Source organism: Halosolutus sp. YCN4 (genome assembly GCF_059736495.1).
This window is the reverse complement of the sequence record NZ_JCASSM010000002.1, coordinates 757,389-784,255: the sequence shown is the minus strand read 5'-3', so window position 1 is coordinate 784,255 and position 26,867 is coordinate 757,389. Positions and strand designations below refer to the sequence as shown.

The following is a 26,867-nucleotide window of genomic DNA, read 5'->3' as shown; positions in this document are numbered from 1 at the left end:
CCCGGCGACTGGTGTCAGCAGGCTGGCGACGATACGCGAGCGGAGAACGCGATCGGCGACGACCCCGAGATATCTCGCCCGCTGGGACCGTCTCAGTTCGCGGCGCAGTTGTTCGGCCCCAGTTCGAGCGCCTCGACGTCGCCGCTGGGCCGTGTTTTCCCCCAGTTGATCCGCTTGATCTCGTTGTAGTTGGCCGGCTCGTCCGCGAGGCTCTCGACAATGGTCTCGACGAAGGCCGTCTCGTCGTCGTCCGCGACGTAACTCAGGAGTTCGTTCGTCGTCTCCGCCCGGAGCGCGCCGAGTTCGGTCGCGAGCGGCCGGATCGACTCGTCGCTGAAGTGCCCGGGGAGCACGACGGTCCCGTCGTCGAACGCCGTCAGGCGATCGAGGCTGTCGAACAACTGGCTCGCGGCCTCGCGGACGGCGTCGTCGGAGCTATCCTCGAGGTCGGGACGGCCGACGCTGCGAAGGAATAGCGTGTCCCCGGCGAGGAGGGCGTCCCCGAACCGGAACGAGACGCTCCCGGGCGTGTGTCCCGGCGTGTGGAGCACCTCGAGAGCCCGGTTTCCGACGGCGATCGTCTCGCCGTCCTCGAGTTCGGCCACGTCGAGGTCGCCGGCGTCGTCCCCGTGGAGGTAGTACGGCACGTCGAGGTCGCCCGCGAGGCGGCGCGCGCCCGAGACGTGGTCGGCGTGGGCGTGCGTGTCAGCGACGCCGACGATCTCGAGGTCGCGCTCGTCGGCCGCGTCCAGGTACCGATCGACGTACTGGCTCGGGTCGACGACGACGGCCCGATCGCCGTCGTGGGCGAGGTACGAAACGCAGCCCGTCCCGGGGCGGACGATCTGGACGACGCCGTCGACGCTATCGACGTCGTACCCGCGGTGGACGCGCCCCCAGCCGTTCATCCCGTCGACGACCGACTTCGCGTCGAACCCGTGCTGGCGGAGGAACTCCGCGGCGCGGGCCGAGGTGATGCCGGCGACGCAGACGACGGCGATCTCCGTCTCCGCCGGCAGGTCGTCGAGGTGCGCCTCCAGCGTGGAGTAGTCGTACGACAGCAGGTCGTCGTAGATGGGGACGTTCCGGCTCCCGTCGATCCGCCACTCCTCGTAGTCGGCCTCGTTCCTGACGTCGAGCACGAAGAGGTCCGCCGAATCGTCGTCGTGAATGCGTCGGGCGATCTCCGCAGGTTCGATGTCGGTATTGCTCATTTAACCCAATACTATTGGAGACAGGTATTAAATCCATTGGTCGGGATGCCCCGACCGCGAGACCGATCGGGGGATTTGCTCGATCGGCAGAACGTCGGAGACGATTTACGAGCCGGACCGCAAGCCCCAGATATGAATCGACGTCACTACCTTCGAACGGCCGCCGTGGCGAGCGTCGGAGCCGTTGCCGGCTGTCTCGGGTCGATCCCGGGTGTCGACGACGGGAACACGGTGCTCGACGCCCCGGAGCGGGACCTGAGCGAGGCGAGCCATCCCAGCTACGGCGACGACCTCCCCGCGGTCAGTGTCCCGGACCCGTTGCGCGACGAGGAGATTTCGACGGCCCAGTTCGAGGGCGATCGGACCGTCCTGCTGACGTTCTTTTACACGAACTGCCCGGACGGCGTGTGTCCCGCGCTGATACTGCGACTCCGGCGGGCACAGGAAGTCGCCGCCGAACAGGGGTTCGGCGACGACGTCGCGTTCCTCGCGATGACGTTCGATCCCGAGCGGGATACGCCGGACGTACTGCGAACGTACGCCGGCGAACAGGGCGCCGACCTCGAGGCCGGGAACTGGCACTTCCTGCGGCCGGAAGCGTACGAGACGGCGAAAGAAATCGTCGGCGACGAGTTCGGGCTCCCCCTCGAGAAGCGACCGGCCGAGGACTACGAGAACCTCGAGTACATGTTCCCCCACTACGCCTACATCTTCCTCGTCAACGAGCGGGGGATCGTCGAGCGCGTCTACCCCGACGGAGCGACGATCGAGGTATCGCGCGTCGTCGACGACTTCGAAACCGTGGCGACCGCCTGATGCGGATTGCTGTAACGATATACCGGCGCAACCGCCGTCGGATCGCGGTTGTGCCGGAAATGACTCACAGTAAACCGTATGAGAGACGTCGACGGGAACTACTCGCCGAGTTCGGGAGCCTCGGCGCGATCGGCGGTGTCGAGTCGTGGCGATGCGCGGACTCCCGTCGATCGGAACCGACGACGGGGCGGCCGAAAACGGAGACACGTCAGCGGAGACCGACTGCACACCGTCTCGAGGGTGGCACGGCCGGCGTGAGCGGATGCGACGTTACCGATCGGTTTCGTCCAGTCGGGCGGCGAACGCGGCCGGCAGTCGTGCGTACGTCTCAGCGGTCGCCGCGAGGGCGTCGACGGTCGCGTACTCGTCGCAGGCGTGGACCGTATCGGTGCCGACGGCGAACTCGATCGTCGGAATCCCGGCGTTCCGGAGCCGCTTCGCGTCGCCGCCGCCCGTCGCGCTCCGGCGGTGGACGCGATCGTCGAGCACGTCCGCTGCGACGGCTCGCGTCGCGGTCACGATCGGCGCGTCCGGGTCCTCGTAACTCCCGACGCTCCAGGACGCGTCCGCGATCGAGACGCCCTCGCGGTCGGCGATCCACTCGCGGACCTCGTCGAGCACGGCCCGCGTCTCGACCCCCGCAGTGAGGCGAACGTCCAGCCGCGCGCTCGCGTGTCGCGGCACGCTGTTGACGTTCTCGCCGCCCTCGATCGTGCCGAGGTTGACCGTCGGGCGCTCGAACAGCCGTCGGGCGGTCCCCGCGCCCATCGACGGTGCGTAGTAGTCGACGGACTCCTCGACGATCGGCGCGACCGGTTCCGGGATCGCGAGCGATCGGCTTTCGAGTTGCGTCCGGACCGTCTCGATCGCTGCCCAGAGGCGATCGATCGCGTTCTCGCCGAGCATCGGTCGCGAACCGTGGGCGGCCTCGCCCGTCGCCTCGAGCGTGAGCCAGATGCTCCCCCGATCGGCCACCGTGATCGAGCGGGCGTCCGCGGTGCAGGTCGGTTCGCCGATCACGCAGGCGTCCGCGTCGAGTCGATCGGCCTCGAGCAGGGCCGCGACGCCGGCGTCGCCGCCGACCTCCTCGTCGCTCACGAACGCGAACGCGAGCGTCACCGGCGGACGGGTGTCGGCGTCGGCGTACGCACGGGCGACGTGGAGCATCGCGGCGATCGCGCCCTTCATGTCCGTCGTCCCGCGGCCGTAGATGCGGTCGTCGACGCGTTCTCCGAGCGGATCGAACGACCAGCCGTCGGGGTCGAACGGGACCGTATCGAGGTGTCCGCTGAAGAGCAGCGTCGTCTCGCGCTCGCCGGGGATCGTCGCAAGCAGGTTCGGCTTCGTCGGGTCGGCCGCGAACCGATCGGTCTCGATCCCGAGGTCGCGAACCGTCGATTCGAGCCACGCGACGATTTCGCGGGTGTCGCCGGGCGGGTTGGCCGTGTCGAACGCGACGAGATCGAGCGTCGTCTCGGCGAGGTCGGCCCGCGAGACGTCGCGATCGACGACCGGAACGGTCACGGCGCTAGTCCTCCGGCGCGATCGCGTCGTGGTCGACGTCGGTGCCGTCGTACTCCTCCTCGAACGCCTCGATGAGGCCGTCTATCCTCGCGTACCAGTCGTTTACCATCCGTTGCATGTCGCTCGCGATCCGGGACGGGTCCGCCGGCGAGTAGACGTGCACGTAGCCACCCTGATCGTAGTTGACCTGCTCTTTCTGAATGAAGCCGCTCTGGTGGAGCCGCTGGACCGATCGGTAGGCGGTCGAGCGCTCGCGATCGACGCGCTCCGCGAGTTCGTCGATCGTCAGGGGCTCGTCGCTCTCGACCAGCGTCCGGTAACACTCCGTATCGAGTCCTTTGAGGCCGTGGATGCACTCCAGCAGGCCTTCACACACCATCTCCTGCTGGAGTTGATCGGCCATCGAGTTCGCCATGGTTCTACCTCGACGTTGGATCCGCACGGTGATAAGAGTTTTGTGGAAACTATGCAATACTAAATCGCGATCGTTCCCCTTACGGGTGCACCGAACACCGGATGCGTCGATATGCCGTCCGCTAGAGACAGGGAGAGACACGAGAGATCACACGATACTCACGACCGATCGCGATCGGCCCGGTTCACGAACGACGACCACGGGACGACCGGCCGATCGCGGCCCTATCCCTCGACGGCCTGTGCGCCGTCGTCGACGTGTTCGTACTTGTCCTCGAACTCCTGGATGAGCTGGCCCATCTTCGCGTACCAGTCGTTCAACATCCGCTGCATGTCGTCTGCGATCTGGGACGGATCGGTCGGGTAGTAGACGTGGTAGTAGCCACCCTGGTCGTAGTTGACCTGCTCTTTCTGGATGAAGCCGCTCTGGAGCAGTCGCTGGATCGACCGGTAGGCGGTCGAGCGCTCGCGATCGACGCGCTCTGCGACCTCGTCGATCGTCAGGGGCTCGTCGCTTTCGACCATCACGCGGAAGCAGTCCTTGTCGAGCTGTTTGAGTCCGTGAATGCACTCCAGCAGCCCTTCACACTGCATGTCCTGCTGGAGTTGTTCTGCCATCGAACTAGCCATTGTACTAGACGAGCGTAGGTGCCCCGCCGATAAAAGGGTTTTGTGGGTATTGTACAATCTCGGCGATCGGGTCGGCGAGAACCGAGGCGAGCGGTCAGTCCGCGCTCACGCCAGCCGTGTCGGGCTCTGCGCGCATCGTCGTGATCGTGCTGTAGATCACGGCGCCGCTGACCAGCAACGCCGACAGCAGGATCAGCGCGAAGCTGATCGTGCTCAGGACCTCCATCCCGAGGTAGTCGCCGGCCTGGCGGAACGCGACGGCGACCGATCCGCCCAGGAGCATCAGCCCGAAGTAGATCTTGATGTCGCCTTCGTCGACGATCCCGGTCGCGGCCGAGCCGATGCGAGCGCCGAGCGCACTCCCGGCGAGCAGGGGCGCGACGATCGAGAGGTCGACGCCGCCCTCCATCCCGTAGAGGAACGAGCCGATCCCGCCCGAGAAGACGATCTCGAACAGGTCGGTCCCGACAGCCACGGGGACGGGCACGCCGATGAGGTAGAACATCGCGGGCATGCGGATGAAGCCGCCGCCGACGCCGAGGAAGCCCGACAGCAGTCCCGTCGCGAACGCGACGCCCAGCACCATCCAGAGCGAGACCTGGATCCCGCCGGCGATCGTCATCATCGGCGGGACGCGGTACGACTGGATCTTCTTCGCGATGTCCGGGATCGCGTCCGGATCGATCTCCTCGTTCGCGGCGTCGTGGTGACCGCCGCCCGAATCGTCATCGGTGTCGTTCTTGAGCGCGTTGCGCGTGACGAACAGGCCGATCGTGCCCAGCAGGACGACGTACGTGACGCCGATGACCCCGCTGGCGAGGCCGAGTTCCTCGAGGTAGAACACCCCGATTCGCCCGACCTCGATGCCGACGGACGTCCCGACGATCATCAACCCGCCGAGTTTGTAGTCGACCTGGCCGAGGTCGTGGTGTTTCAGCGTCGCGATCACGGCCGTCCCGAAGACGAACGCCATCCCACTCCCGACGGCGACCCGGGCGGGGTAGCCCATCACGAGGAGCGCCGGCGTGACGAGGAACGACCCGCCCATGCCGAAGAAGCCGAACAGCACGCCGACCATGAAGCCGAAGCTCACGAACAGCACGAGCATCGTCAGTGCGATTCCAAACAGTTCCATCTATGTGTGCGTGATTCTCTCGACGAGCGGTTTTGCGACCTGTTCGAGGGCGCCGTAGCCCACGTAGAGGACGATGGCCTCGACGAGGACGGCGCCGACGAGCACGCCTGCCTGTACTGGTTGTGAAAGCGATGCGAGGTCGATCATGCGTCTCGACCCCCGTCCGGATTCGATCGTGTGTAGTTCATGGGTTTCTGCTCAATACTCACTACCCGAAGAGCGCGTATAACGCTTTTGGGATTGACGCACAATATTACTGCAGGCTATCTCACGGCTAACCAACGAGAATATTCTCATAGGTTTTGTGAATATGGCTCGGTCTTCGGCGAGGCCCCTCAGCGCTCGGGCGCGCCGAAATCAGTCACGTGATCGTGATACTCCGTTCCGGACACCGGATCGACCCCTCCCCGACGCGAATCGTCGGGACCGATCGCGGGCCGATCGCCGCACACGAGTCGTCCGCCCGCGCCGCGTAGACACGACACTATATTGGGCGATCCAAACAATATTATACCGTCGGACCCTACCGGAGAGTATGAAAGCGGTCTGTGCGACTGACCTATCGGCAGCCAGTGAGGCGACGATCGAGAGCGAGACCTGCCTCGAGTGTCTCGGCCGGATCGGCGTCGACGAGATGCACCTGGTGACGGTGATTCCGTCGAATGTGCACGCGGGAATGCCCGGCATGGACTTCGAAGGCCGGCGCGAGCAGGCGCTCGATCGATACCGCCGCGTCATCGAGGACGCCGGCTTCGACGTCGAGACCCACGTCGTCCGCGGCACGCCACACCGACGCATCACCGGCATCGCGGGGACGATCGGTGCCAGCATGACGATCGTGGGCTCGCGCGGGAAGAGCCCGCTCGAGAACCGCGTCATCGGCTCGACCGCGCGCAACCTCGCGCGGACGACCGTGACGCCGCTCCTCGTCAACCGGATCGAACGCGAGGCCGACGACCCGGACGTCGTCCGGGAACACCTGTTCCAGCGCATGCTGTACGCGACGGACTTCTCGGAGAACGCCGATCGGGCGTTCGATGCGTTCTCGTACCTGCGCCACGCCACGCAGGAGGCGACGCTGGTCCACGTCGAGACGCCGAAGGATCCGGGGCTTCCCGAGGAAGAAGACCCGGAAGCGCGGCTGGCGGAACTCGCCGCCCAGCTCGAGGAGTGGGGGATCGAGACGCGGACCGACGTCCGACAGGGCGATCCGGCCGACGAGATCCTCGCCGCGGAGGCCGAGTACGACCCCACGACGATCCTCGTCGGCTCGCGGGGCCACAGCAGGCTCCGTCGCCTGTTGCTCGGGAGCGTCTCCGAGGACATCGTCGCGCGGGCGAACGGGAACGTCATGCTCGTGCCGCCGGAGCGGACGGCCTGAGGTCCCCGAACCCAGCCTCGCGGTGGCACGGTCCGCCGATCGTGTTCCCAGACTTGTGGAAATCGAACAAGACGTAAGTGAACTGCGACGAGCGTTGACGACGTGGACGGCGCCGCCGGCGACACCGAACTGTGATCGACTCGCGCGACCGCCTGCCGACCCGCCACCGACCAGCACACGATGACACGATCCGACTCCGACGACCTGACGACGTACGAACTGACCGGCGAGCGACACAGCCCGAAACGGATGCGAATCGACACCGGCGACGCCGAGTTCGTCGTCGGCAAAGACGTCAATCCCGTCGAATACTTCCTCGGCGCGATCCTCGGCTGTCTGAACTCGACGGGAACGATGGTCGCCCGCGACATGGACATCGCGATCGACGACATGGGGGTGACGATCGCGGGCGGCGTCGACTACGCGAGTTACCGCGGCGAGCAGTCCGACGCGCGCCCCGGCCTCCAGGACCTCGACGTTACGATTACCGTGGAGACGAACGCCGACGAGGACGCCGTCGACGCGTGGCTCGCGGCGATCGAGGACCGGTGTCCGGTCACCGACAACGTCGAGAACGAGACGTCGCTCGACGTCGCCATCGAGTCGGCCTGATCGGTTCGGTCGTCTTCACCGGCCGATCGTACTGCACCGTCGCCGCCTTCAGAGTTCCTCGCTGACGTGTTCCCAGACGCTACACCAGTCTTCGACCGCAACGTACCCCTCAACTCTCGCACATGCACCCCAGCCGTCGCCGTTCTCGTCCGGGATGAATTCCGCACAGTTTCCACAGGACTGTCCCGGGGGCGCCGTCTCCGCCGCGATCGCGTCGACGGACTCCATCAGGCTCACCTCCTCCTGGGTGAGCAGGTCGTCGGGATCGCGCTCCTCACCGGTCTGGGAACTCGCCGCTCGGTACTCATCCGGCACCTCGGCCGTCGCCAGGTCCGCCTCGGACAGTCCGTCCGGAACCTCGGGTTCGGGTAACTCCTCCCAGATCGCACACCAGTCGGCGCCGTCGATGTAGCCCTCGACCGCCACGCACGCACCGAACTCGTCGCCGTTCCTGTCCGGGACGAACTCGTCACAGTTCGCACAGCACGTGCCGGCCTGATGGGTCTCGTCCTCTTCGGCCTCCTCGTACTCCGAGAAGTCGACGTCCGCTTTCGATTGCAACTCGTCGGGATCGCGTTCGTCGCCGCCCAGTGACGTCGCCGACAGGTAGACGTCCGGCACGGGACCACGTTCGAACTCCTCTTCCGAGACGCCCTCGGGACGTTCCTCGGCTTCCGCTTCGTCCTCGTCGTCGTCCTCGGTATCCGCTTCGTCCTGTTCGGTATCCCCGATACACCCACTCAGTGCCGATATGCCGACGGTCGCAACGAGGTAGTGGCGTCGGCCCCACATGTGAGCGGTGGATTCTCGCCCCCCTCGAGAACCGTCATATACCATAATTGGGTAGACTTTCCAATACTACAAAAATACATAGCTCCGTTCGACGGAAACCGACCGTTTTCGTCGGCTGGAACGAGGTAAGCAGAATTTAGGTTTTCCGCACGCAACACGCGCCGATCGAGGGCCGGCGATCTCGAGCGGTGGTGATAGCGAGAGCGAATCGACCACCGGACCGCTTCATGGGCGATTACTTGGCGGAGTGATCCATCGCATCGAGAGGACAACCGCTCGTCAGCGAGGATCGCCATGCAGGGTGCCGAATCGAATCGATCGGCCGACGCAGGCGACCCGACCTCCAGTTCCGTCGTGTATCCATCGCAGTTGGCCCGGCCAAGCGTTAGTATGGTCCGGATCTAACTAGGGATCGACAGTCGATGTCGGTCCCCAGCTGCAGTTCGATCTCCGACGACCGATCCGCGATCGGCGGCGAAAACAGTCCCCGCACCGGCGGAGACTCCCGAGGGGGATCGACGGGCCCCTCCGGAGTTACCACGGCACGGCACCCGGAAAACGGCGCGGCGGTGACCGGGCCATGAGATTCCTCGAGGTGTTGCCACTGGTCTTCGTGATGATCGCCGGCCCCCAGATCCTGAGCGCCATCTTCCTCGCGACGAGCGAGCGCTGGCGGCGAAACTCCGCCGCGTTCGTTGGTGGTGCGGCCATCTCGATCACGCTGATCGTGACGATCGCGTACGCGTTCAGCACCGGGACGATCGGCCAGCGGGCGTCCAACACGACGGTCAGCGCGATCGTCGTCGTCGCGCTCTCGCTCGCGATGGTTCACACCTACCGGACGCGGTCGACGTCGGAACCGCCGCGGTGGATAGGGACGCTCCAGTCGGCGTCGCCGCGGTTTTCGTTCCGGCTCGGCTTTCTACTCATGGGATTTTTCCCGACCGACATCCTCACGTCCGTCACCGTCGGCTCCTACCTGGCGGCCAGCGACGCGCCGTGGGTGCACGCCGTCCCGTTTATCCTGCTTACGCTCCTGACCCTTTCGCTCCCGTCGCTCGCCCTGGTCGCCTTCGGCGAGCGCGCGGAAACCGCCCTTCCGAAGGCGCGCGACTGGATGAACGCGAACTCGTGGCTCGTCAGCGAAGTCGTGATCCTCTTTTTCCTCGCGATGTCGCTCTCTAACCTGCTGGGGTAGGTCCCGGCGGTCGCGCCGGGCTTCGAGGGAGTGACGGTCGGAGAACCCGACGCACAGCGAGTTCGCCGGGCTACTGCTCTCGGTCCGCCGCATCGAGGTCGCGAGCGTGCCAGGCCGTCGCGGTTCGGGTCACCGCGACGAGCGCCGTGAAGACCCCCGCACGTCCGTCGACGTCCGCGACGGCCTCGTGGAACGCGTCGAGCCAGCCGAGCCGTGACAGCGTCTCCCGCTGTATCGTCCGGAACCGATCGGCGGCCGCGTGATCGCCGTCCTCGAGCCGTCGAGCCTCCGATCGCGCGGCCGCCCCGAGGAACTCGAGTTGCGCGGCGACGTGGTCCGGGAAGTCGCCCCGCTCCGGTCGGACGCCCGCCCGATCGTACAGCGAGGCCATCGCGGCCGCGGGGTCGCCGAGCAACTCGCCGGCGCTCCCCTCGTCGTGGAACGGCGAATCGGACTCGAACGACGCCGAGGGCCGATCGCGGTGAGCCGAGGCGATCGGCGGGACGTACCGCGGTCCGGGGACGACGAAGCGGTTGTCGTACGCGATCGCCAGCGCTACCTCGTCCACGGACTCGCGGTCGAGCGCGCTCACGTCGAGGTCGATCGGGAGCGACGCCGCGACGTCGACGAGCGCACCCGCCCGGATCGCCGCCGCGAGCGTCTCCGTCTCACCGTCGAACGCGGCCGCCAGCAGGTCGTACAGGTCGGCGCGGGCGTCGGCGACCGCCGCGTCCGCCGGGTTCGTCGCGGTCGCGGTCATCGGTCGCTCACCCGTTCGATCTCCACGTAGGCGGCGAACTGCGCGTTGCTCCCGCCGACGGGGTCGCTCAGTCCGATGTCGCCGAGTTCGTCGTCGAGCGGCTGGACGTGGTTGACCGCGAAGCCGGCGTCGCGGCCCTTCGCGTAGCCGCCAGTGTCCTCGCCCGGCGTGTCGTAGTCGTGGTCGGTGTGGCCGTACCCCCCGGTCGCGCCCTCGCGGCGCTCGCCGTCGATCGTCGTCTCGGTCGCGCCGCCACCCTGGCGGCCGAAGCCCCAGGCGGTGCCGACGACGCCGGGCCGGATCCCGCCCGTGACGCGGGCGGTCGCCTCGACCGTCCGGCGGCCGGCGTCGAGGCGGATGCGATCGCCGTTTTCGATGCCGCGATCCGCCGCGTCCCCGGGGTTGATCCAGACGGCGTTCTCCGGCGTCGTCTCGCGGAGCCACGCCGACCCGGTCGTGCGGTGCATCCCCTGCGTGCGGGGCTTCCAGTTCGTCAACTGGAGGGGGCGATCGGGCTCCTCGTCGCTCGTCACCGGGATCTGGACCGCGCCGTCGTAGTGGACGACGTCCTCGGCCCGGGGGAGCGGATCGAACCGATCGCCGTCGTAGGCGTGTTTCCCGGTCGGGGCGACCTCGTCGTAGAAGTTCACCCGACTCGCGAGTTTGTAGCGCAGGTGGTCGCCGTCGTAGGCGTTCGTGTCGGGGTGACGACCGGCGTAGTCGTAATCGTGGCCCCGCTCGGCGAAGGCCTCGGCGTAGCCGTCGATCGGCTCCTCGAACCGGCCGCCGCGGTTGAGCACGGTCACGGCCTTGCGCCACTCCTCGTCGGTCACGGCTCCCTTCCAGTCTTCGAGGTCGAAGTGTTCCCCGAGTCCCTTCTCGTGGGCCGCCTCGAACGACTCGAGTTCCTCGTCGTCGGCGTCGGGAACTGGCTCGCGATCGTAGGCGATGTTCGTCGCGAGTTTGACGTAGAAGTCCTCGGCGGCGTCCAGCGGCCACAGATCGCCGTCGGCGTCCGGGATGGCGTCCTCGCCGACGCCCGGCAGGTCCAGTTCCTTCCAGAGGTCGATCAGCACCTCCTCGAACGGCCGCGCGTCGGGGACGACCCGGATCGTCGGCTGGCTGATCTTCTCGTCGGCCAGGCGCTTGTTCGGGTAGGTCCCGAAGTTCTCCCAGCGCTCGAGGTAGGTCGGTTCGGGGAGGACGTAGTCGGCGTACCGGCTGGTCTCCCCCAGCACCGTGTCCGAGGCGACGATCAGCCCGATCGCGTCCTCGTCTTGCAACACGTCGGGGATCGTGTCCCCGCCGGCCGCGGACATGACGTGGTTGTTCGAGTACGGGCGGATGAACAGCGCCTCGACGCCGTAGGGGTACTCGTCGTCGGCGCTGGCGTACAGTTCCTGGGTCGCCATCGGCGGGGCGACGGGGAACCACGGCCGCTTCGCGGGGTAGCCGTCGTCGCGATCGAACAGTGACGTCTCCTCGTAGTTGACGCCGCCCCGGAGCAGCGGGATGCCCCACGGTTCGTGGCCGTCCGGAACCTGGCCGAGTTCGTACCGGCCGCTCATCGTCTCGTAGTCCGCGTAGGGCGTGATCTGTCCGCCCTTCCAGTCGAAGTTGCCGATCAGGTGCTGGAGCGTCGAGATGGCGCGCGTGGCGTAGAAGCCGTTCGTGTGCTTGGCCGGCCCGCGGTAGGCCATGATCGCCGCGCGCTTGCCGTGGCTCGTGAACTCGTCGGCGAGTTCGTCGATCCGATCGACGCTCACGCCGGCCATCTCGGCGTACTCCGCGAGGGAGTGCTCGAAGACCCGCTCGCGGTACAGCGTCCAGACGCTCCTGACGGACCGCCCGTCGATCGTGGTATCGACGTCCAGGACGCCCTCGTCGACCTCGCTCGCGGGCGCTGGCTCGCCCGTCGCAGCGTCGACGGCGACGAACGCGTCCTCGTCGGCCGCGTCGAGTCCCAGATCGCTCGCCCGCGCCTTGGGCCGATCGTCCTCGTCGACGAGCACGAGGTGCGTCGCGTCGCTCCAGGTCGGTTCGTCGTCGTCGGCCGCGGCGTCCTCGCCGGGATTCCTGAGGTACGTCTCGTCGTACCGTTCGTGTTCGACGATCCAGCGTGCCATCCCGAGCGCGAGCGCGGCGTCCGCGCCGGGTTTGACCGGGATCCACTCGTCGGCCTTCTCGGCCGTCTTCGAGAGGCGCGGATCGACGACGTCCATCCGCATGCCGTCCTCGATCGCGTTCGTGAGTTTCGGGGCGAGCCACGTCGGGCCCTTGTTCGCGACCATCGGGTTGGTCCCCCAGACCAGCAGGTACTCGCAGTTCTCGACGTCGGGGTACTGGCGTTTCTTCTGGCCGTCGTGCGATCGGTTGAACCCCACGACGCCGGAGAGGCCGCAGACGCCGGCGTGGTGGATGCTGTTGACCGAGCCCAGCCCCCGGTGCCAGAGCCGGTTCCGGATGAAATTTCGCCGGAAGCCGCCGACGTCGACGATCTGGTTGGCTTTCGGCCCCAGATCGGGGTGGTCCGTGTCGATCAGGACGTCCTCGTATCGCTCGTCGAACGCCTCGCGGCTCAGGTCGCCCTCCTGGACGGCCTCCCAGTCGGCCATCACTTCGTCTTGGGGCGCGTAGCCCCACAGGTCCTGGAGGCCGTCGTGGCCGAGTTCGTCGTCTCCCTCGACGATTTCCTCGATCGCCTGCTCCCAGGAGATGGTCTGCCACTCGTCGCTTCCTCGCGGGCCGACGCGTTTCATCGGCTTTCGCAGCCGGTAGGTGTCGAAAGCCGTCTGGATGCCGGCCTGGCCCTTCAGGCAGATGCGCCCGCCCGAGAGCGACCACTTGCTCACGTCGACCTCGCCGGTCCCCTCCAGGTCGCCGGTCGCGACCTCCTCGGGGTCGCTGGCGTAGGGGACCTGCGCGTTCGGCTGGGTGTTGAGGAACGAGTACGGGTTGCCCGCGAGTTTGCGCACGAGCGAACTGTACTCGCCGGTCCCGCTCTCGTCGGCCAGTCGCACCTTGATCGGGCAGAACGTGTTGCACTGCCCGCAGGTCGTGTAGATGACGTCCGACGCCTCGTAGTCGCCGTAGTCGGTGCCGACGCCGTGGCCGTCGTCGCCGAACCAGCCGTCGACGTCGAGCGCGGTGCTCGCGATGCCGCCGGAGAGCGAGAGCGCTCCCACGCCGCCGACCGCCTTGACGAAGTCGCGGCGATCGATCCCGTCAGCTGGTGGTTCGTCCGTCCGTTCTGTCTCGGGGTCCGTGTGGGTCGCGTTCGAATCAGTCATGGGTCTCACCGCGTGGAACGAGCGGAAGCAGTTCCGTGCCGATCGTGTAGAGGAGCACGCCGAGCGCGACGATGCCCAGCGAGAGCAACCATTCCGGCGTCGACGGGACGTAGTAGCCCGTCGGCAGGCCGTAGAGTGCGGGCTCGATCTGGGCCGGCACGACGATGTTGAAGCGCGTGCCGATCACGCCGAGGACGACGCTCGCGCCCGCGGCGGCGACGAACGCCGGCCGCCGCCGCCAGTCGCGCCGGTGTAACAGCACGAGCGGTGCGATCCAGCCGAGGCCGACCATCACCAGCCAGAACGACCACCACATCTCGCCGGTCATGATCGTCAGCCACGACTCCACGTGGCCGGGGTGGAGGCTGTAGAGTCCGACGAACGCCTCGAGGACCTTCAGCGACGCGTCGAGGAGGATGAAGCCCGCCAGCAGTGCCGCCATGCGTTCGAGCAGGGGCGTCTCGAGCGTCCGGCTGCCAAGCCACGACCGGAGCACGTACAGCAGGGCGATCAGCGCCATGCCGCTGACGACCGCCGAGGTGATGAAGATCACCGGGAACAGCGCACTGAACCAGTAGCTGCGCGCGGCCGCGACCGCGAACAGGTTTCCGGTCCCGCCGTGGACGAAGACGATCGCCAGCGGGATGCCGACGATGCCGAGCCGTTTGAGCCACGTGCGATCGGTCTCGAGGGCCTCGTCGCTCGTGTCCGTCCGGCCGAGCGTGAGCAGGTCGGCGATCCGTCCGCGAAGCCCATCGTCTTCTTCACTGGTCTCGACGAGGTCACGTCGCATCGAGAAGTACAGTTCGCCCATCAGGACGCCCACGTAGAGGACGTAGGCGTGGACCTCCCAGGAGAGGACCGACAGCGGCTGGCGCCACGCGAAGGGGTGCCAGAGCCGGTCCATCCGGCCGAGGTCGACCATGACGAACGTCAGCGCGACGATCATCGAGACGATCGCGACGAACAGCGCCTCGCGTTCGATCTCGTGCATCCCCTCGACCTCGAAGACGTTCGAGAGCGTGCTCACGAGGAACGCGCCCGCCGAGAGGCCGACGAAGTAGATGTAGAAGGCGACCCACGCGCCCCACGGAACCGTACTCGAGAGGTTCGTCGATCGGAGTCCCTCGGTGACGCGCAGGTAGCCGCCGTACGCGCCGATCGCGAGCAGGGCGACGAGCAGCGCGTACCAGACGATCCGGAGGCGATTCACCTGCAAGCGGCCGGTTACGGTGTGCGTTTGCGTTGCCATGGTCACTTGAGGTAGTAGACGTTCGGGTCGGTCCCCTCCTTCTCTTTCAACTGGAACGCCCGCGAGGAGGAGGCCAGTTCGTTCACCTCGCTGTCGGTGTCTTCGAGGTCGCCCATGTAGCGGGCGTCGCCGACGCAGGTCTCGACGCAGGCCGGTTCCTCGCCGCGTCCGAGGCGGTGGTGACAGAAGTTGCACTTCCGCACGTTGCCGATCGGCGATTCGCCGTCCTCGCGCGGACCGCGGTCCATCCCGTACTCGGGGCTGGTGACCTCGCCGCCTTCCTCGAACTCGCCGTCGTAGTTCTCCCCGAAGTCGAAGTACCGCGCGTCGTAGGGACACGCGACCATGCAGTACCGACAGCCGATACAGCGATCGTAGTCGATGTTCACGACGCCGTCGTCCATCTTGTAGGTCGCGCTGACCGGACACACCTGCACGCAGGGCGGTTTCTCACACTGCATGCACGGGCGGGGCACGTTCGTCCGGGTGATGTTCGGGTACTCGCCCTCCTCTCGCTCCAGGACGACGTTGTACGAGACGCCCGGCGGCGTCCGGTTCTCGGCCTTGCACGCGACCGTACAGGACTCGCAGCCGACGCACTTCTGGAGGTCGATCACCATCCCCCAGCGCGTGTCGTCGGCGTCGTCGGCTTCGCTCTCGTCGCCCTCCTCGCCCTCCTGGAGGGCCTCGGCGACGCTCGCCATCGACCCGACCGAACAGCCGAGCGATTCGGCCGTCTCGTCGTCGATCGTTCCGTCGGCGCAGTCGACCGCCGGGTTCGGCGTCTCGCGGTAGGCCTCGCCGAACTCCGCGGCCGCCTCGCCGTCGTACTTCTCCCAGTACGCGTCGCTCGACAGTTCGCCGCGGCTCACGCGACGCGCGTCCGCGGCCATCTCGATGCCGAGGTCGGTTCGATACGTCGTCTTCGCGAGTTCGTCCCGCGGATCCGTCGACTCGACGTCGACCACGGCGTCGTACGAGTCTTCCCCGGCCGACTCGGGGACGCTCGGCATCGGCTCGTCCGCACTGCTCATCGCCGATCACCGGCCGACGGCCGCCGTGGGGTCGGTCGTCTCGATGTCATACAGGTAGACGGAGGGGCGCCAGGGGGCTCAGCGTACTACCAATACTCTTGGGCGGGGTTTCGTCCGCCGAATCCGCCCTTGGAGCGCGTACCGATACTGTTGGGGTCGCGGCGACCACGCGATCGCGCCCGCACCGATCGAATAGGCGATATCGCCCGATATAGCGCTCGCAAGAGGCCAGAAACCGAATTTCCAACGGCGTAGGAATCCGGTTAGTCCCTATCCACCGCCACCGCGTAGAAGAACCCATGACCCCGGGACCGGCGGTACGGACGATCGATCGATCGAGGTGGGGCGGATGAGTCTCGTCCTCGCGGCATCGATCCTGCTCCGGCTCGTGGGGACCGGCTACTCGGTCCTGTTGCTGTCCCGGAGCGGGGATCGGCGGTTCGCCTTCCTGAGCGTGATGCTCGGGCTGATGGCGTCGCGACAGCTCTGGACGCTCCTGGCCGTAGGTGGGGGCGGGCTGGCGGAACTTCCCGGGCTCGTCGTGAGCGTCCTCGCGGTCGCGACGGTTCACTACCTCTCGCAGTACGTCGAGGAGGAGGCCCGCATCACCGCCGAACTGGCCGCCGCGAACGATCGGCTCCGGAGCTTCCGGAAAGCCGTCGAGCACGCCGGCCACGCGATCTTCCTGACCGACCTCGACGGGACGATCGAGTACGCGAATCCCGCGACGGAGGACGTCACGGGGTACGCGCCGGCGGACGTCGTGGGGGAGACGCCGGCCTTGTGGAAGTCCGGCGAGCACGGCGACGAGTTCTACGCGGACCTCTGGGGGACCATCACCGACGGCGAGGTCTGGGACGGCGAGATCGTCAACCGGCGCAAGAACGGCGACCTCTGCTGGGTCGACATGACGATCGCGCCGATCACCGACGAGTCGGGGACGGTCGAGCAGTTCGTCGCGGTCGACACCGACGTGACCGAGCGCAAGGAGCGCGAACTGCAGATCCAGGACCAGCACGCCGAACTCGCGGTCCTGAACACCACCAACGAGATCGTCCGGGACGTCAACCGCGAACTGCTCCGGGCGGACTCGAAAGCCGAGGTGGAGGCGATCGCCTGCGAGCGGTTCGCGAGCGCCAGCCCCTACGAGTCGGCGTGGGTCGCCGCCCGGAACGCGGTCACCGACAGCGTCCGCTCGCAGACGGGCGCCGGCATCGACGAGGGGACGCTGACCGGGATCGTCACCGCGGTCAACGACGCCGATCGGCAGACGGTCGTCGATCGCGCCCTCGAGACGGAGACGACCCACGTCGTCCGGACCTGCGACGCGGGACGCCCGGCCTGCGAACGGAAGGCCTGCGAGTGTCACTCTTACGGCGGCGCGGCCGCCACGGTCGCCATCCCGCTCACCTACCGGGACGCCCACTACGGTGCGCTCGTGCTCCACGCGAGCGACGCCGACACCGCCGCCGCCCTGGACGGCGAGATCCTCGACGAACTCGGCGAGACGATCGCCTACGCCATCACCGCCGCGGAGAGCCAGCGCTCGCTGGTCACCGATCGCGTCACCGCGCTCACGTTCACGCTGACGCCCGACGACGATCCGCTGGTAGCGCTCGCGGCGGCCCTCGAGTGCGACCTCGACCTCGAGCGGGTGACGACCGGCGCCGACGGCGACCTCGCCGCGTTCGTGACCCTCCAGGGCGGGGACCTCGACGCCGACGAGGTGCTGGCGTCCGTCGCGGCGGCCGACGACCTCGCGGCCGTTCAGCCGCTCCGCAACGCCGACGACGTGCTGGTTCGCGTCACCGTGCCGGAGAGATCGGTCGTCGCCACGCTCGCGAACTACGGCGCGGTCGTCCGATCGCTCACCGCCGACGGTGCCGCGGGGACGCTGGTGGCGGAACTCGCCGAGACGGCCGACGTGCGAAGCGTCGTCGAGGCAGTCTCCCAGACGCATCCGGGAGCGGACCTGGTCGGCCAGCGCGAACGCGATCGGTCGCCCGAAACCCGCAGCCAGTTCCGGTCGGCCGTCGAGGATCGCCTCACCGATCGGCAGCTCGAGGCGCTCCAGCTGGCTCACTTCGGCGGCTTCTTCGCGTGGCCGCGTGAGTCGAGCGGCGACGAACTCGCCGACCGGATGGGCGTCTGCCAGTCGACGTACCTCCAGCACCTCCGTGCCGGTCAGCGGAAGGTCTACGAGACGTTCTTCGATCCCGATCGGGCGACGGACGCCGGCCAGCCGTCGGGAATCGCGGCCGAAACGGCCGGCGTGGACTAGCGGGGCCGCTCGGGGCGACCCCGGAACCGCTCACCGATCGTGCGTGACGGCGACGTGTTCCTCGGCGAACCAGTGGGCGATCGCACTCTCCGCCCGGTGGAGGACGTCGCTACAGGTCGACTTGGTGACCTCGAGCGACGACGCGACGTCCGTCAGCGTCGCCTCGCGCGGAACCTCGTAGTAGCCCGCCTCGAGGGCGGCGAGAAAGACCTCGAGCTGGCGATCGGTCAACAGCTGCGTCGCGCGACTCGCATCGACCGCGTGGACGCGTTCGATGCGGTAGCCGATCCCGTTCTCGTCGAGCGACGCGCCGAGGGCCGACAGCCGATCCGCGCTCGTCGTCAGTTCCCAGGTTACGACGCCGTCCGCGACCTCGAAGGGCGTCTCGATCGGGACGCCCGCGCGTTGCATCGGCACGAGCAGCGAGGGCTCGACCGTCTCCACCTGGAGGAGCGCCGTCTCGTCGTGGGTCCACAGCAACTCGAGGTCGCGGACGTCGTCTCGCGCCTCCATGGCCGCGAGTATCGGGACCGGGTTCGACGCCGTCAGTTCGACGACGCCGGTCGCGACGTCCGTCCCGGGGAGCACCGAGGTGACCCGGAACGTGACCTCCGGATGCGCCGTCGAGACCTCGTGAATCCAGAGCGACTCGGGAATATCTACGGTGAGTTTCGCGCGAGGCATTCGATACGAGTACTCGGTGGGCCGCCGTCGAGAAGACGGCTTCGAACATGTTCGAATCGGTCCGACTGGTTCGCGGGAAGCGCTACCCGATCGGCGTTCGTTCGAACACGTATGACCGATACGTCCACCCAGGAGCCGCGACGGTCCGCGAGCGACGGCCGATTCGCCGGCCGCCTCACCCGTCGATCGGACGACGACTCGTCCCTCTCGGTGTTACCCTTCCACGTCGCCGGGATCGCCTTTCTCGCCGCCGGGTTCGGCCTCGCGCTCTACCAGGGACTCCAGGCGTTCGACCTCGTCCCCCAGGTTGCGTGGGTCACGTGGACCCACATCCACTTCGTCACGATCGGCGCGTTCACCCAGTTGCTCTTCGGCACGCTCCCGCAGCTGACGGCCCGAAAACTCGATCGTCCGGCGCCCTCGTCGCGGGCCACCGGAGCGGCCTTCGTCGGACTGAACGGCGGGCTCCTGCTCGCGTGGTACGGCCGGGCGTTCGGCGACCCGCTGTGGTTCGACGTCGGCCTCGCGACGATCTGGCTGCTCGCGCTCTGGCTGTTCGCCGTCGTGCTCGGGATGGCGCTCCGGAGCGACGGCGGGCGAGCGCGCGATCCGACCGTGGGGTTCTACCTGCTCCCCCCGCTGGTCTACCTGATCGGACTCGGCTTCGCGTTCGGCCTGTACAGCCACGGCTGGGACGTCCCCGGCGGCTGGTACGGTCTCCGGGAGGCACACGTCCACGCCAACGCGTGGGGCTTTCTCGGCCTCGCGGCGATCGGCACCCTGTACGACCAGTTCCCGCGACTCGTCGACGCGGACCTCTATAGCGATCGCCTGCGACGGTACTCGTTCCCGCTGTTCGCACTCGGTATCTTCCCGCTCGTCGTCGGGCCGGTGCTCGGCATGGGGCGGACGGTGACCGGAACCGGGCTGGCCCTGTACGCCGCCGGCTACGTGCTCTACGTCTACACGCTCGCCAGGACGTACCGGGCCGGCACGTCGAACGGGACGGCGCTGTCGGTGCTGGTCGCGCAGGGCTGGATCCTCGGCCCGGCCGCGTTCGCCCCGTTCATCCTGTTCGGGGTTCCGCTCGGGATCCCCGAACCCTGGATCGAGACCGGAGCGTTACACTTCTTCTTCCTCGGGTGGGCGCTCCCGATCGCGCTCGCCGGGGCGTTGCTCGTCGTCTCCCCCCGCGAGCGAACGGAAACCGACGACGCGGGCGGCGAGAGCGCCACCGGCGATCGGCCCGGCGGCCTCGTTCCCGCGACCGGCGTCCCCTCGATCGTCGGCCCCTGGACCGTTCTCGCCTGGAACGCCGCGGTGCTCGCCGTCGGGATCGGCTTCTTCTACCAGGATCAGGCCTGGTCGGCGCTCCTTCACGGCCCGGGGTACGCCGTCCTGCTGGCGATCTGGGGGTACTCGGTGTACAGAATCGTCGGTCGGTGGTGGACGACGCGCGCGGACGCGGCGCCGTCAGTCGCCCACGACTGAAGTCGCGGGCTTTCTCCGTGCGTCCGTGTGCGTCGACGCCCTCGCCGGGTCGAACCGGATTCGAGACCGGCCTCCGTGCTCCGGTACCACTGCAGACTCGTTCCCAAAAGGTGTAATCCCCTCGTGGACCACTATTCCTGGACGCGATACGTCCGCGGGTAATCGGGCCCAGTGGCGGCGCCGCCAGCGACACCGTCGATCACTCGATCGCGCTCCCGGTCCGGGACGCCCGGAGCCAGGCCTTGACGAGTTCGTTCACGTTGTGGAAGATGATCCCGACGGTGAGCAGGGTCGTCGCGAGGTAGATCACGAACCCCGGCGGGCCGCCCACTGCCGCACCGAGGAGGCCGCCGGTGATGCCGACGACCGTGAGTTCGATCCACGTCACCAGGATCCGAGAGCCCAGTCGCGGCGGTGACGGTCCCGTCCCCGACCCGCTCGCCGATCGGCCGTCGTGGCGATCGAAAGACGCCGCGTCGCGGACCGGCGAGAGATCCTCGGCGGCCGAGTCGTCGCCGTCGACAGGCAGGTTTTCGCCGCGGTCGTCGCCGTCGGCCCCCATCAGTAGGACTCACCCGCCTCGATCGGCCCGCTGAACGCGGAGTAGAGGACCGCGAAGTAGACGAAAATCAGCGGAAGCAGGACGGCCGCCCCGATCGACATGAGGTTGAGCGGGAGCGTCGAGACGATGGCCGTCTCGACCGTCAGCCCGCCGGCGCGATCGATCGCCGGGTACATCAGGCCGGCGACGATGCCGACCAGGGCGAAGACGAGACCCGCGGCGGCGCCGAACGCCACGTAGTAGCGGTCCGCCCGCGTCGCCGCCGCGTACACCCCGGCGAGGACGAGCGTCGCGAGGACGAGCGCGGCCACCGGCGCGGAGAACAGGGACGATCGGAGCGCGGGTGCCGCCCCGTAGACGTATCCCAGCGTCACCACGACCAGGACGAGATACGCCGCGAGCGCGCGGTAGCCGTCCGTCCGGAGGTCCTCGCGCAGGTCGCCGCGCGTCTTCAGTCGGAGGAAGGCCACGCCGTCGACGACGGTCAGCGCGACGACGGCCAGGCCGACGACGAGTCCCGGAAGCGTGACGATCGTCGTCGCTCCGAGCAGCCAGTTCGCCGTGAACATCCCCAGGAAGAACGGGGCCGTGAGGCTGCCGACGACGAACGCCCGGCCCCACCACCGCTGCCACGCCGCGTCGTGGCGCTGTTCGTACATCTCGGGGGCGAGGCCGCGAACGATGAGCGCGCCCAGGATGGCGAACATCAGCAGGTAGTGGCGGCTGAACAGGTTCGCGTAGACGGCCGGGAAGGCCGCGAACATGGCACCGCCGAAGACGACGAGCCACACCTCGTTGCCGTCCCAGAACGGCCCGATCGCGGCGAGTAACTGCTCGCGCTCGTCGTCGTCCTCGCGGGTCGCGAACAGCGCGCCGACGCCGAAATCGAAGCCGTCGAGAAAGAGGAACGTCGCGAAGATGAAGAACAACAGTCCGAACCAGAGGTCGGCGAGCGGCAGCCCGAACAGCGGTTCGGACGCGAGCGAGGCCGGATCAGTCATCGACCTGCACCTCCGAGGCCGGCGCCTCCGCCGGGTCGGCCACGCCGGGACCGTCCACCTCCGGCGGTCCGGCCCGGACGATTCGAACGATGACGTACGTATAGAGCGCGAGCAGTCCGAGGTAGACGACGGCGAAGCCGACGAGCGTCACCGTCGCCTCGGCACCGGTGAGGCCCGGCGACACGCCGTCGCTCGTCCGCAGGACGTCCTGGATGACCCACGGCTGGCGGCCGACCTCCGTGACGATCCAGCCCAGTTCGACCGCCACGATCCCGAGCGGCGTCGAGGCCATCAGCGCCTTGTGGAGGAGGTCGTCCTCGAGGAGTTCGCCGCGCCACCAGCGGTAGCCGCCCCAGACGGCGAGCAGGACGAACCAGAACCCGAGCGCGACCATGATCCGGAACGCCCAGAAGACGATCGCGACGGGCGGTTGCGGCCCCTCGAACTCGTTCAGCCCCTGGATCGACGCCTGCGGATCGCCGCCGCTCGCGAGCCACGACGCGCCGCCGGGGATGCCGATGCCGAAGATGTCCTTGGCGCGCGGATCGAGCAGGTCCTGAAGGCTCGTCGGGAAGGCGACGATGTACTCGGGGACGTAGGAGTCGGTCTCCCAGACGGCCTCCATCGCGGCGAACTTCTGGGGCTGGGTCTCGAAGACGTGGCGGGCGTACAGGTCGCCGTGGAGCACCTGCAACGGCGCGGTGATGAGCAGAGCGACGAGCCCGATCTTGAGCGTCGTTTCCCAGAACCCGACGTTTTCGACGGGATACCCCCACACGTGATGGCGGAAGACGAAGTAGGCGCCGAGACCCGCCATGAACAGCGCGACGGACTCGACGGCGGCGTTTTGCATGTGGACGAACATCCACGGGAAGCGCGGGTTCGCGTAGGCCGCGATCGGATCGACCAGGTGGACGATCGTCTGCCCGTTCTCCGTGGCCAGTTCGTAGCCCCGCGGCGTCTGCATCCACGAGTTGGCGATCAGGATCCAGACCGCCGAGAGCCACGTCCCGAGTCCGACCGCAATCGCAGAAATCATGTACAGCACGTTCCCGACGCGATCGCGTCCGAAGACGAAGATGCCGAGGAACGTCGCCTCGAGCATGAACGCCATCATCCCCTCGAGCGCGAGCGGACCGCCGAACAGTTCGCCGGCGGTCGTCGAGAACGCCGCGAAGTTGGTGCCGAACTCGAACTCGAGGACGATGCCCGTCACGGTGCCGACGACGAAGCTGACGGCGAAGATTCGCGTCCAGAACCTGCGTAACTGCTCGTAAATCGGTTTCCCGGAGCGGATGTCCTTCCACGTGAAGTAGACGAGGAAGGGCGCGAGACCCATGCTCATCACCGGGAAGATGATGTGGACGATCGTCGTGAGCGCGAACTGCAGCCGACTGCCGAGAACTGGATCGATCATAGCGTGAAATCTGACGTCTGTCCGGACACCCGATACGACCGCGAAGCGGCGGGACGACTTCGATCGAGGGTACGGACCGTCGAGAAGTAGTGTTTGCGGTACGAACGTCGAAAAGAGCCAGCGCAGCGCTCAGACGGACGCAGATCGACGACGCGCCGGTTGCGGCGAGGTGGAGACGGACCGAACGACGGGCGGCACCGGTCGGGTCGCTACCCCAGCCGCTTGCCCAGGTTCCGGGCGACGTCGATCGCGAACCCGAGGCCGCGGCGGACGTCCAGATCGCGGAGGGCACGTAGCAGTCCGCGGACGCCGACCGGTTCCGTCGGTTCGGCGCTCGCGTCGCCGACGGCTTCGAGCACCGCTTCGAGCGTCCGGGAAACGTCGTCGTCGGCTGCCGTGTCGGCCACCTCGCCGAGACTGGTGCCGGTCGCCGCGAGTTTGGTCACCATCTCGTCGTCCATCGCTGACGAACCGAGCGCGGCGACGTCCGCGACGGCCACGAGGTCGTCGAGCGTCCCCGATCGCTGCAACTGGGCGAGCGTCTCGATCGCCTCGGCGAGGTCGTCGGCGTTCTCGCCGGTCGCCTCGCCGAGCCGTGCGACCTCGTCGGTCGCCAGCCCGTCCGCCGCGGCGCCGAGGTTCGTCGCGGTACCGGACAGTTCCTGGACCATGCGATCGTCCATCGCGGCGGTCGCCAGGTCCGCGGTGTCGAGCAGGTCGTTGACGACGTCGATCCGCTCGAGGAACCGCGCGACCTCGTCGGGGTTCTCGGCGACGAGTTCCTCGAGGGTCGGTTCCCCTGGCTCGTCGACGGTCGTGGGTTCGGTCTCGGACATCTACAGTAACCCCCGTGCGGTCAGCCAGTAGGACTCGTTGTAGCCGAGTTTCGCCCAGTGGAGCGGTTTCGACGGCTCGCGGACGAACGGCTCCTCGCCGTAGCTGAACTCGATGAACGTGGCCTCGTCCATCCCCGCCTCGAGGAAGCAGACGGTCTTGCCGTCGTAGGTCGCCGTCGGGACCGTCCCGCGGGCGCGGCTGGCGAGTCGGTCGGCGACGACGCCCGCCTCGTAGTGGGCGACGCTGCCCGCCTTGCTCGTCGGGACGTCCGCGATGTCACCGATCGCGTAGACGTCCTCGGCGTTGGTCGCCTCGAGGGTGTGCTTGTCGACGTCGACCCAGCCGTCCTCGCCAAGCCCCGCGTCGGTCACGAGGTCGCTCCCCGCGTGGGGCGGGATGGCAACGAGCAGGTCGTAGTCCATCTCCGAGCCCTCGACCGTCTGGATGATCTCCGCGTCGGGGTCGATCTCGTCGACGTTGAAGAACGTCTCCAGGGCGATATCGCGCTCCTCGAACAGGTCGGTCGCCCAGTCCGCGATCGACTCGAGCCCGTGGGCGCGGTTGATCGGGTACGTGTAGGTGATATCGACGTCTTCGCGCCGGCCCTGCTCGCGGAGCCAGTCGTCGACCATCAGGGTGAACTCGACGGGCGCGGCCGGGCACATGTGCGGCACGCCGACGACGCTCAACACGAGGTGGCCCTCGGTGAACTCGGCGAGGTCGTCCCGCAGTGCCTCGGCGCCCTCGGGCCCGTAGAAGTGGTGGCCGCCCTCGGCGAGTCCGGGGACTGCCTCCGGGTCGAGGGACGCGCCGGTCGCCAGCACGAGCTGGTCGTAGGCGAGGATCGAGCTGTCGGCGAACGTCAGCTTCTTCGCGTCCGTGTCGACGCCGGTGACCTCGCCGATCGTGAGCGAGACCCGCCGGTCGACCAGGTCCTCGATCGGCCGTCTGGCGTCGTCGACCGTCTTCTTCCCGAACGGCACGTACAGGAAGGTCGGCTTGTAGACGTGGTCCCGATCGGCCGTAATCAGGCGGACCTCGACCTCGCCGGACTCGAGTTCCGGCTGGAGTTCGTTCGCGAGTCGGTTCGCGAGTACTGTCCCGCCCGTTCCGCCGCCGACGATCGCGATTCGGTGCATGTCAGTTGACCTCGATGTAGATGTTCCAGTGGTCGTCGTGCTCCTCGATCTCGAGCAGGTCGTGGCCCGCTTCGTCTAGCCACTCCGGCACGTCGGTCGTGGAGTTGCGCGCCGTCGTCTGGAGTTCGACCACGGTGCCTGGATCGAGCGTTTTCACCGTCCCGATGAGGTCCATCAGCGGACCGGGACACGTTGCGTCTTTCGAGTCGATCGTCACGTCTGGTTCGGTAATCTCTGTCATCGTATTCACCCCTGCGTTCGCAGGTTCCGCCGTCGTCGTTCGAACTCGTCGTCCGAGAGGTCGCCCCGTGCGTAGCGTTCGCGCAGTTCCGCGAGCGCCCGATCGGACCGGCCGTCGTCGACGTCCCGCCCGCGGTCGCCGGCCCAGAAGACCAGCAGTGCGAGCAAGCCGAGGAGCAGGACCGGCCAGAGGAACATCCAGCCGCCGAACGCCCCCCAGCCGCCCATCGTTCCGCCGCCGTGGCCGGGGCCCTGGGCGGCACCCGCCGTCGTCGCGGCGACGAGGAAGACGACACCGATGGTGATTCGTCCCGCGTACCGTCCGAGTGCGTCGGGTAGTTGGCTCATGGTCCGGTCACAGTCGTACTATAGTATTGCGTAGATAAACCACTATCGCGAAATACACTTGGCCAGGAATAGGCGAAGAGTATATACGTGGAAAGCGCCCCGGACGATCGCGGAGACGTCTCACGGCTTCGTACCGGAACGCAGGGCCGATCCAGCCAGCGTGCTCGCGACAGCGTCCGTACGCGACCCGCGTGTTCGTCGTTGGCGATCGTTTTCGGCCGGCCGTCGGAGCGACGCGATCGTCGATCGACGGTCGGGACCGGCGATTCGCGCCGTGATCGATCTCGGGCCGGTCCGGTTAGCCGGGTCAATATTGTCCGTGCCACACACAATTATTATGGTGGCGGAGTCCGTACGATCGATCGATGAGCGACTCCATGGACGACGAACGGCAGCGAATCCGTGAGCAGAAGAAACGAGAGTTGCGCGATCGCATCGAGAACGGGGCGGGATCGGGCGACGCCAGCGCCGTCGAGGGCGCGGCGGCCCCGAACGAGCCGATCGGTATCCGGGGCGGCGACCACCTCGACGAGGTCGTCAGTGAACACGACGTCGTCCTCGTCGACTGCTACGCCGACTGGTGTGGGCCGTGCCAGATGCTCGAACCGACGATCGAGGCCCTCGCCGCGGAGACCGACGCCGCCGTCGCGAAGGTCGACGTCGACGCCAACCAGCGGCTGGCCCAGCAACTCGGCGCTCGCGGCGTCCCGACGCTGGTCCTCTACGCCGACGGCGAACCGGTCGAGCGCATGGTCGGCGTCCAGGAGAAGGCGTCGTTGAAGGGACTCATCGAACAGCACGGCTAGCACGATCGG

The 26,867-nt window shown here is 67.6% G+C and carries 26 protein-coding genes; 7 read left to right on the top strand and 19 right to left on the bottom strand.

The genetic code is table 11. The features are described 5' to 3' along the window. Positions 1-92 precede the first annotated feature (92 nt). Entirely contained in the window at positions 93-1,214 is a 1,122-nt protein-coding gene (locus tag AC6I6X_RS10100) for an MBL fold metallo-hydrolase (protein ID WP_497930382.1), read from the bottom strand. Between the two features lie 132 nt (positions 1,215-1,346). Here AC6I6X_RS10100 and AC6I6X_RS10095 point away from each other — a divergent pair, with 132 nt between their 5' ends. After that, positions 1,347-2,030 (top strand): SCO family protein, encoded by a 684-nt coding sequence (locus AC6I6X_RS10095; protein ID WP_497930381.1) that lies wholly within the window; start codon positions 1,347-1,349, stop codon positions 2,028-2,030. 270 nt (positions 2,031-2,300) lie between these two features. Here the strand turns inward: AC6I6X_RS10095 and AC6I6X_RS10090 are convergent, their stop codons facing one another. The 5 genes from AC6I6X_RS10090 to AC6I6X_RS10070 all read right to left on the bottom strand — a co-directional run bounded on the left by AC6I6X_RS10090 (position 2,301) and on the right by AC6I6X_RS10070 (position 5,880). Continuing rightward, a complete protein-coding gene (locus tag AC6I6X_RS10090; RefSeq protein WP_497930380.1) occupies positions 2,301-3,554 on the bottom strand; it encodes a M20 family metallopeptidase in 1,254 nt (417 codons plus the stop codon). 4 nt (positions 3,555-3,558) lie between these two features. Then, complete coding sequence (locus tag AC6I6X_RS10085; RefSeq protein WP_497930379.1) at positions 3,559-3,969, bottom strand: helix-turn-helix domain-containing protein; 411 nt, start codon at positions 3,967-3,969, stop codon at positions 3,559-3,561. A 224-nt stretch (positions 3,970-4,193) separates the two neighbouring features. Next, positions 4,194-4,598, bottom strand: coding sequence for a helix-turn-helix domain-containing protein (locus AC6I6X_RS10080; RefSeq protein ID WP_497930378.1), 405 nt, complete (start codon positions 4,596-4,598; stop codon positions 4,194-4,196). A 94-nt stretch (positions 4,599-4,692) separates the two neighbouring features. Then, entirely contained in the window at positions 4,693-5,733 is a 1,041-nt protein-coding gene (locus AC6I6X_RS10075) for a sulfite exporter TauE/SafE family protein (RefSeq protein WP_497930377.1), read from the bottom strand. Then, positions 5,734-5,880, bottom strand: a complete 147-nt coding sequence (locus AC6I6X_RS10070) for a DUF7512 family protein (RefSeq protein ID WP_250139482.1) — start codon at positions 5,878-5,880, stop codon at positions 5,734-5,736. A 388-nt stretch (positions 5,881-6,268) separates the two neighbouring features. Here AC6I6X_RS10070 and AC6I6X_RS10065 point away from each other — a divergent pair, with 388 nt between their 5' ends. Together AC6I6X_RS10065 and AC6I6X_RS10060 are read left to right on the top strand one after the other, a co-directional pair. Continuing rightward, positions 6,269-7,114, top strand: coding sequence for a universal stress protein (locus tag AC6I6X_RS10065; protein WP_497930376.1), 846 nt, complete (start codon positions 6,269-6,271; stop codon positions 7,112-7,114). Between the two features lie 180 nt (positions 7,115-7,294). Beyond that, on the top strand, positions 7,295-7,726 hold the full coding sequence (locus AC6I6X_RS10060) for an OsmC family protein (protein ID WP_497930375.1): 432 nt from the start codon (positions 7,295-7,297) through the stop codon (positions 7,724-7,726). Between the two features lie 48 nt (positions 7,727-7,774). Here AC6I6X_RS10060 and AC6I6X_RS10055 read toward each other — a convergent pair whose 3' ends face one another. Beyond that, on the bottom strand, positions 7,775-8,518 hold the full coding sequence (locus AC6I6X_RS10055) for a high-potential iron-sulfur protein (protein WP_497930374.1): 744 nt from the start codon (positions 8,516-8,518) through the stop codon (positions 7,775-7,777). A gap of 580 nt (positions 8,519-9,098) precedes the next feature. Between AC6I6X_RS10055 and AC6I6X_RS10050 the strand changes: the two genes are divergently transcribed. Beyond that, the gene (locus AC6I6X_RS10050) at positions 9,099-9,716 is read left to right on the top strand and encodes a GAP family protein (protein ID WP_497930373.1); all 618 of its coding nucleotides are present in this window, start codon (positions 9,099-9,101) and stop codon (positions 9,714-9,716) included. Positions 9,717-9,786: 70 nt separating this feature from the next. Here AC6I6X_RS10050 and AC6I6X_RS10045 read toward each other — a convergent pair whose 3' ends face one another. The 4 genes from AC6I6X_RS10045 to AC6I6X_RS10030 are packed head-to-tail and all read right to left on the bottom strand — an operon-like array spanning position 9,787 to position 16,052. Continuing rightward, the gene (locus AC6I6X_RS10045) at positions 9,787-10,476 is read right to left on the bottom strand and encodes a molecular chaperone TorD family protein (RefSeq protein ID WP_497930372.1); all 690 of its coding nucleotides are present in this window, start codon (positions 10,474-10,476) and stop codon (positions 9,787-9,789) included. Then, entirely contained in the window at positions 10,473-13,766 is a 3,294-nt protein-coding gene (locus AC6I6X_RS10040; RefSeq protein ID WP_497930371.1) for a molybdopterin-dependent oxidoreductase, read from the bottom strand. Before AC6I6X_RS10040 ends, AC6I6X_RS10045 begins: the two co-directional genes overlap by 4 nt. Then, a complete protein-coding gene (gene nrfD, locus AC6I6X_RS10035; RefSeq protein WP_497930370.1) occupies positions 13,759-15,018 on the bottom strand; it encodes an NrfD/PsrC family molybdoenzyme membrane anchor subunit in 1,260 nt (419 codons plus the stop codon). Before nrfD ends, AC6I6X_RS10040 begins: the two co-directional genes overlap by 8 nt. Positions 15,019-15,020: 2 nt before the next feature. Next, positions 15,021-16,052, bottom strand: coding sequence for a 4Fe-4S dicluster domain-containing protein (locus tag AC6I6X_RS10030; protein ID WP_497930369.1), 1,032 nt, complete (start codon positions 16,050-16,052; stop codon positions 15,021-15,023). Between the two features lie 349 nt (positions 16,053-16,401). Between AC6I6X_RS10030 and AC6I6X_RS10025 the strand changes: the two genes are divergently transcribed. After that, positions 16,402-18,333: a bacterio-opsin activator domain-containing protein gene (locus AC6I6X_RS10025; RefSeq protein WP_497930368.1), complete on the top strand. Its 1,932-nt coding sequence runs from the start codon at positions 16,402-16,404 to the stop codon at positions 18,331-18,333. Positions 18,334-18,363: 30 nt separating this feature from the next. Here the strand turns inward: AC6I6X_RS10025 and AC6I6X_RS10020 are convergent, their stop codons facing one another. Further along, positions 18,364-19,017 carry a helix-turn-helix domain-containing protein gene (locus AC6I6X_RS10020; protein WP_497930367.1) on the bottom strand — a complete coding sequence of 218 codons (654 nt, stop codon included), beginning with the start codon at positions 19,015-19,017 and terminating at the stop codon, positions 18,364-18,366. 111 nt (positions 19,018-19,128) lie between these two features. Here AC6I6X_RS10020 and AC6I6X_RS10015 point away from each other — a divergent pair, with 111 nt between their 5' ends. After that, complete coding sequence (locus AC6I6X_RS10015; protein ID WP_497930366.1) at positions 19,129-20,508, top strand: hypothetical protein; 1,380 nt, start codon at positions 19,129-19,131, stop codon at positions 20,506-20,508. Positions 20,509-20,707: 199 nt separating this feature from the next. On the opposite strand, the gene AC6I6X_RS10010 is transcribed toward AC6I6X_RS10015, so the two are convergent. The 7 genes from AC6I6X_RS10010 to AC6I6X_RS09980 all read right to left on the bottom strand — a co-directional run bounded on the left by AC6I6X_RS10010 (position 20,708) and on the right by AC6I6X_RS09980 (position 26,052). Then, entirely contained in the window at positions 20,708-21,037 is a 330-nt protein-coding gene (locus AC6I6X_RS10010; RefSeq protein ID WP_497930501.1) for a hypothetical protein, read from the bottom strand. Between the two features lie 32 nt (positions 21,038-21,069). Next, positions 21,070-22,071, bottom strand: coding sequence for a cytochrome d ubiquinol oxidase subunit II (gene cydB, locus AC6I6X_RS10005; RefSeq protein WP_497930365.1), 1,002 nt, complete (start codon positions 22,069-22,071; stop codon positions 21,070-21,072). Beyond that, on the bottom strand, positions 22,064-23,488 hold the full coding sequence (locus AC6I6X_RS10000) for a cytochrome ubiquinol oxidase subunit I (RefSeq protein WP_497930364.1): 1,425 nt from the start codon (positions 23,486-23,488) through the stop codon (positions 22,064-22,066). The genes cydB and AC6I6X_RS10000 overlap by 8 nt, the downstream gene beginning before the upstream one ends. A gap of 209 nt (positions 23,489-23,697) precedes the next feature. After that, positions 23,698-24,324, bottom strand: a complete 627-nt coding sequence (locus AC6I6X_RS09995; RefSeq protein ID WP_497930363.1) for a helical membrane plugin domain-containing protein — start codon at positions 24,322-24,324, stop codon at positions 23,698-23,700. Continuing rightward, a complete protein-coding gene (locus AC6I6X_RS09990; protein ID WP_497930362.1) occupies positions 24,325-25,464 on the bottom strand; it encodes an NAD(P)/FAD-dependent oxidoreductase in 1,140 nt (379 codons plus the stop codon). A gap of 1 nt (position 25,465) precedes the next feature. Next, positions 25,466-25,705 (bottom strand): sulfurtransferase TusA family protein, encoded by a 240-nt coding sequence (locus AC6I6X_RS09985; protein ID WP_497930361.1) that lies wholly within the window; start codon positions 25,703-25,705, stop codon positions 25,466-25,468. A 5-nt stretch (positions 25,706-25,710) separates the two neighbouring features. After that, positions 25,711-26,052 carry an SHOCT domain-containing protein gene (locus AC6I6X_RS09980; protein WP_497930360.1) on the bottom strand — a complete coding sequence of 114 codons (342 nt, stop codon included), beginning with the start codon at positions 26,050-26,052 and terminating at the stop codon, positions 25,711-25,713. Between the two features lie 365 nt (positions 26,053-26,417). Here AC6I6X_RS09980 and trxA point away from each other — a divergent pair, with 365 nt between their 5' ends. Beyond that, positions 26,418-26,858 (top strand): thioredoxin, encoded by a 441-nt coding sequence (trxA, locus tag AC6I6X_RS09975; RefSeq protein ID WP_497930359.1) that lies wholly within the window; start codon positions 26,418-26,420, stop codon positions 26,856-26,858. Positions 26,859-26,867: the final 9 nt, after the last annotated feature.

Excerpts from the sequence above, each read along its gene's own strand:
- AC6I6X_RS10100 (WP_497930382.1), bottom strand. The coding sequence starts at position 1,214 with ATGAGCAATACCGACATCGAACCTGCGGAGATCGCCCGACGCATTCAC.
- AC6I6X_RS10095 (WP_497930381.1), top strand. The coding sequence starts at position 1,347 with ATGAATCGACGTCACTACCTTCGAACGGCCGCCGTGGCGAGCGTCGGA.
- AC6I6X_RS10085 (WP_497930379.1), bottom strand. The coding sequence starts at position 3,969 with ATGGCGAACTCGATGGCCGATCAACTCCAGCAGGAGATGGTGTGTGAA.
- AC6I6X_RS10080 (WP_497930378.1), bottom strand. The coding sequence starts at position 4,598 with ATGGCTAGTTCGATGGCAGAACAACTCCAGCAGGACATGCAGTGTGAA.
- AC6I6X_RS10075 (WP_497930377.1), bottom strand. The coding sequence starts at position 5,733 with ATGGAACTGTTTGGAATCGCACTGACGATGCTCGTGCTGTTCGTGAGC.
- AC6I6X_RS10070 (WP_250139482.1), bottom strand. The coding sequence starts at position 5,880 with ATGATCGACCTCGCATCGCTTTCACAACCAGTACAGGCAGGCGTGCTC.
- AC6I6X_RS10065 (WP_497930376.1), top strand. The coding sequence starts at position 6,269 with ATGAAAGCGGTCTGTGCGACTGACCTATCGGCAGCCAGTGAGGCGACG.
- AC6I6X_RS10060 (WP_497930375.1), top strand. The coding sequence starts at position 7,295 with ATGACACGATCCGACTCCGACGACCTGACGACGTACGAACTGACCGGC.
- AC6I6X_RS10055 (WP_497930374.1), bottom strand. The coding sequence starts at position 8,518 with ATGTGGGGCCGACGCCACTACCTCGTTGCGACCGTCGGCATATCGGCA.
- AC6I6X_RS10050 (WP_497930373.1), top strand. The coding sequence starts at position 9,099 with ATGAGATTCCTCGAGGTGTTGCCACTGGTCTTCGTGATGATCGCCGGC.
- AC6I6X_RS10045 (WP_497930372.1), bottom strand. The coding sequence starts at position 10,476 with ATGACCGCGACCGCGACGAACCCGGCGGACGCGGCGGTCGCCGACGCC.
- AC6I6X_RS10040 (WP_497930371.1), bottom strand. The coding sequence starts at position 13,766 with ATGACTGATTCGAACGCGACCCACACGGACCCCGAGACAGAACGGACG.
- nrfD (WP_497930370.1), bottom strand. The coding sequence starts at position 15,018 with ATGGCAACGCAAACGCACACCGTAACCGGCCGCTTGCAGGTGAATCGC.
- AC6I6X_RS10030 (WP_497930369.1), bottom strand. The coding sequence starts at position 16,052 with ATGAGCAGTGCGGACGAGCCGATGCCGAGCGTCCCCGAGTCGGCCGGG.
- AC6I6X_RS10025 (WP_497930368.1), top strand. The coding sequence starts at position 16,402 with ATGAGTCTCGTCCTCGCGGCATCGATCCTGCTCCGGCTCGTGGGGACC.
- AC6I6X_RS10020 (WP_497930367.1), bottom strand. The coding sequence starts at position 19,017 with ATGCCTCGCGCGAAACTCACCGTAGATATTCCCGAGTCGCTCTGGATT.
- AC6I6X_RS10015 (WP_497930366.1), top strand. The coding sequence starts at position 19,129 with ATGACCGATACGTCCACCCAGGAGCCGCGACGGTCCGCGAGCGACGGC.
- cydB (WP_497930365.1), bottom strand. The coding sequence starts at position 22,071 with ATGACTGATCCGGCCTCGCTCGCGTCCGAACCGCTGTTCGGGCTGCCG.
- AC6I6X_RS10000 (WP_497930364.1), bottom strand. The coding sequence starts at position 23,488 with ATGATCGATCCAGTTCTCGGCAGTCGGCTGCAGTTCGCGCTCACGACG.
- AC6I6X_RS09995 (WP_497930363.1), bottom strand. The coding sequence starts at position 24,324 with ATGTCCGAGACCGAACCCACGACCGTCGACGAGCCAGGGGAACCGACC.
- AC6I6X_RS09990 (WP_497930362.1), bottom strand. The coding sequence starts at position 25,464 with ATGCACCGAATCGCGATCGTCGGCGGCGGAACGGGCGGGACAGTACTC.
- AC6I6X_RS09985 (WP_497930361.1), bottom strand. The coding sequence starts at position 25,705 with ATGACAGAGATTACCGAACCAGACGTGACGATCGACTCGAAAGACGCA.
- AC6I6X_RS09980 (WP_497930360.1), bottom strand. The coding sequence starts at position 26,052 with ATGAGCCAACTACCCGACGCACTCGGACGGTACGCGGGACGAATCACC.
- trxA (WP_497930359.1), top strand. The coding sequence starts at position 26,418 with ATGAGCGACTCCATGGACGACGAACGGCAGCGAATCCGTGAGCAGAAG.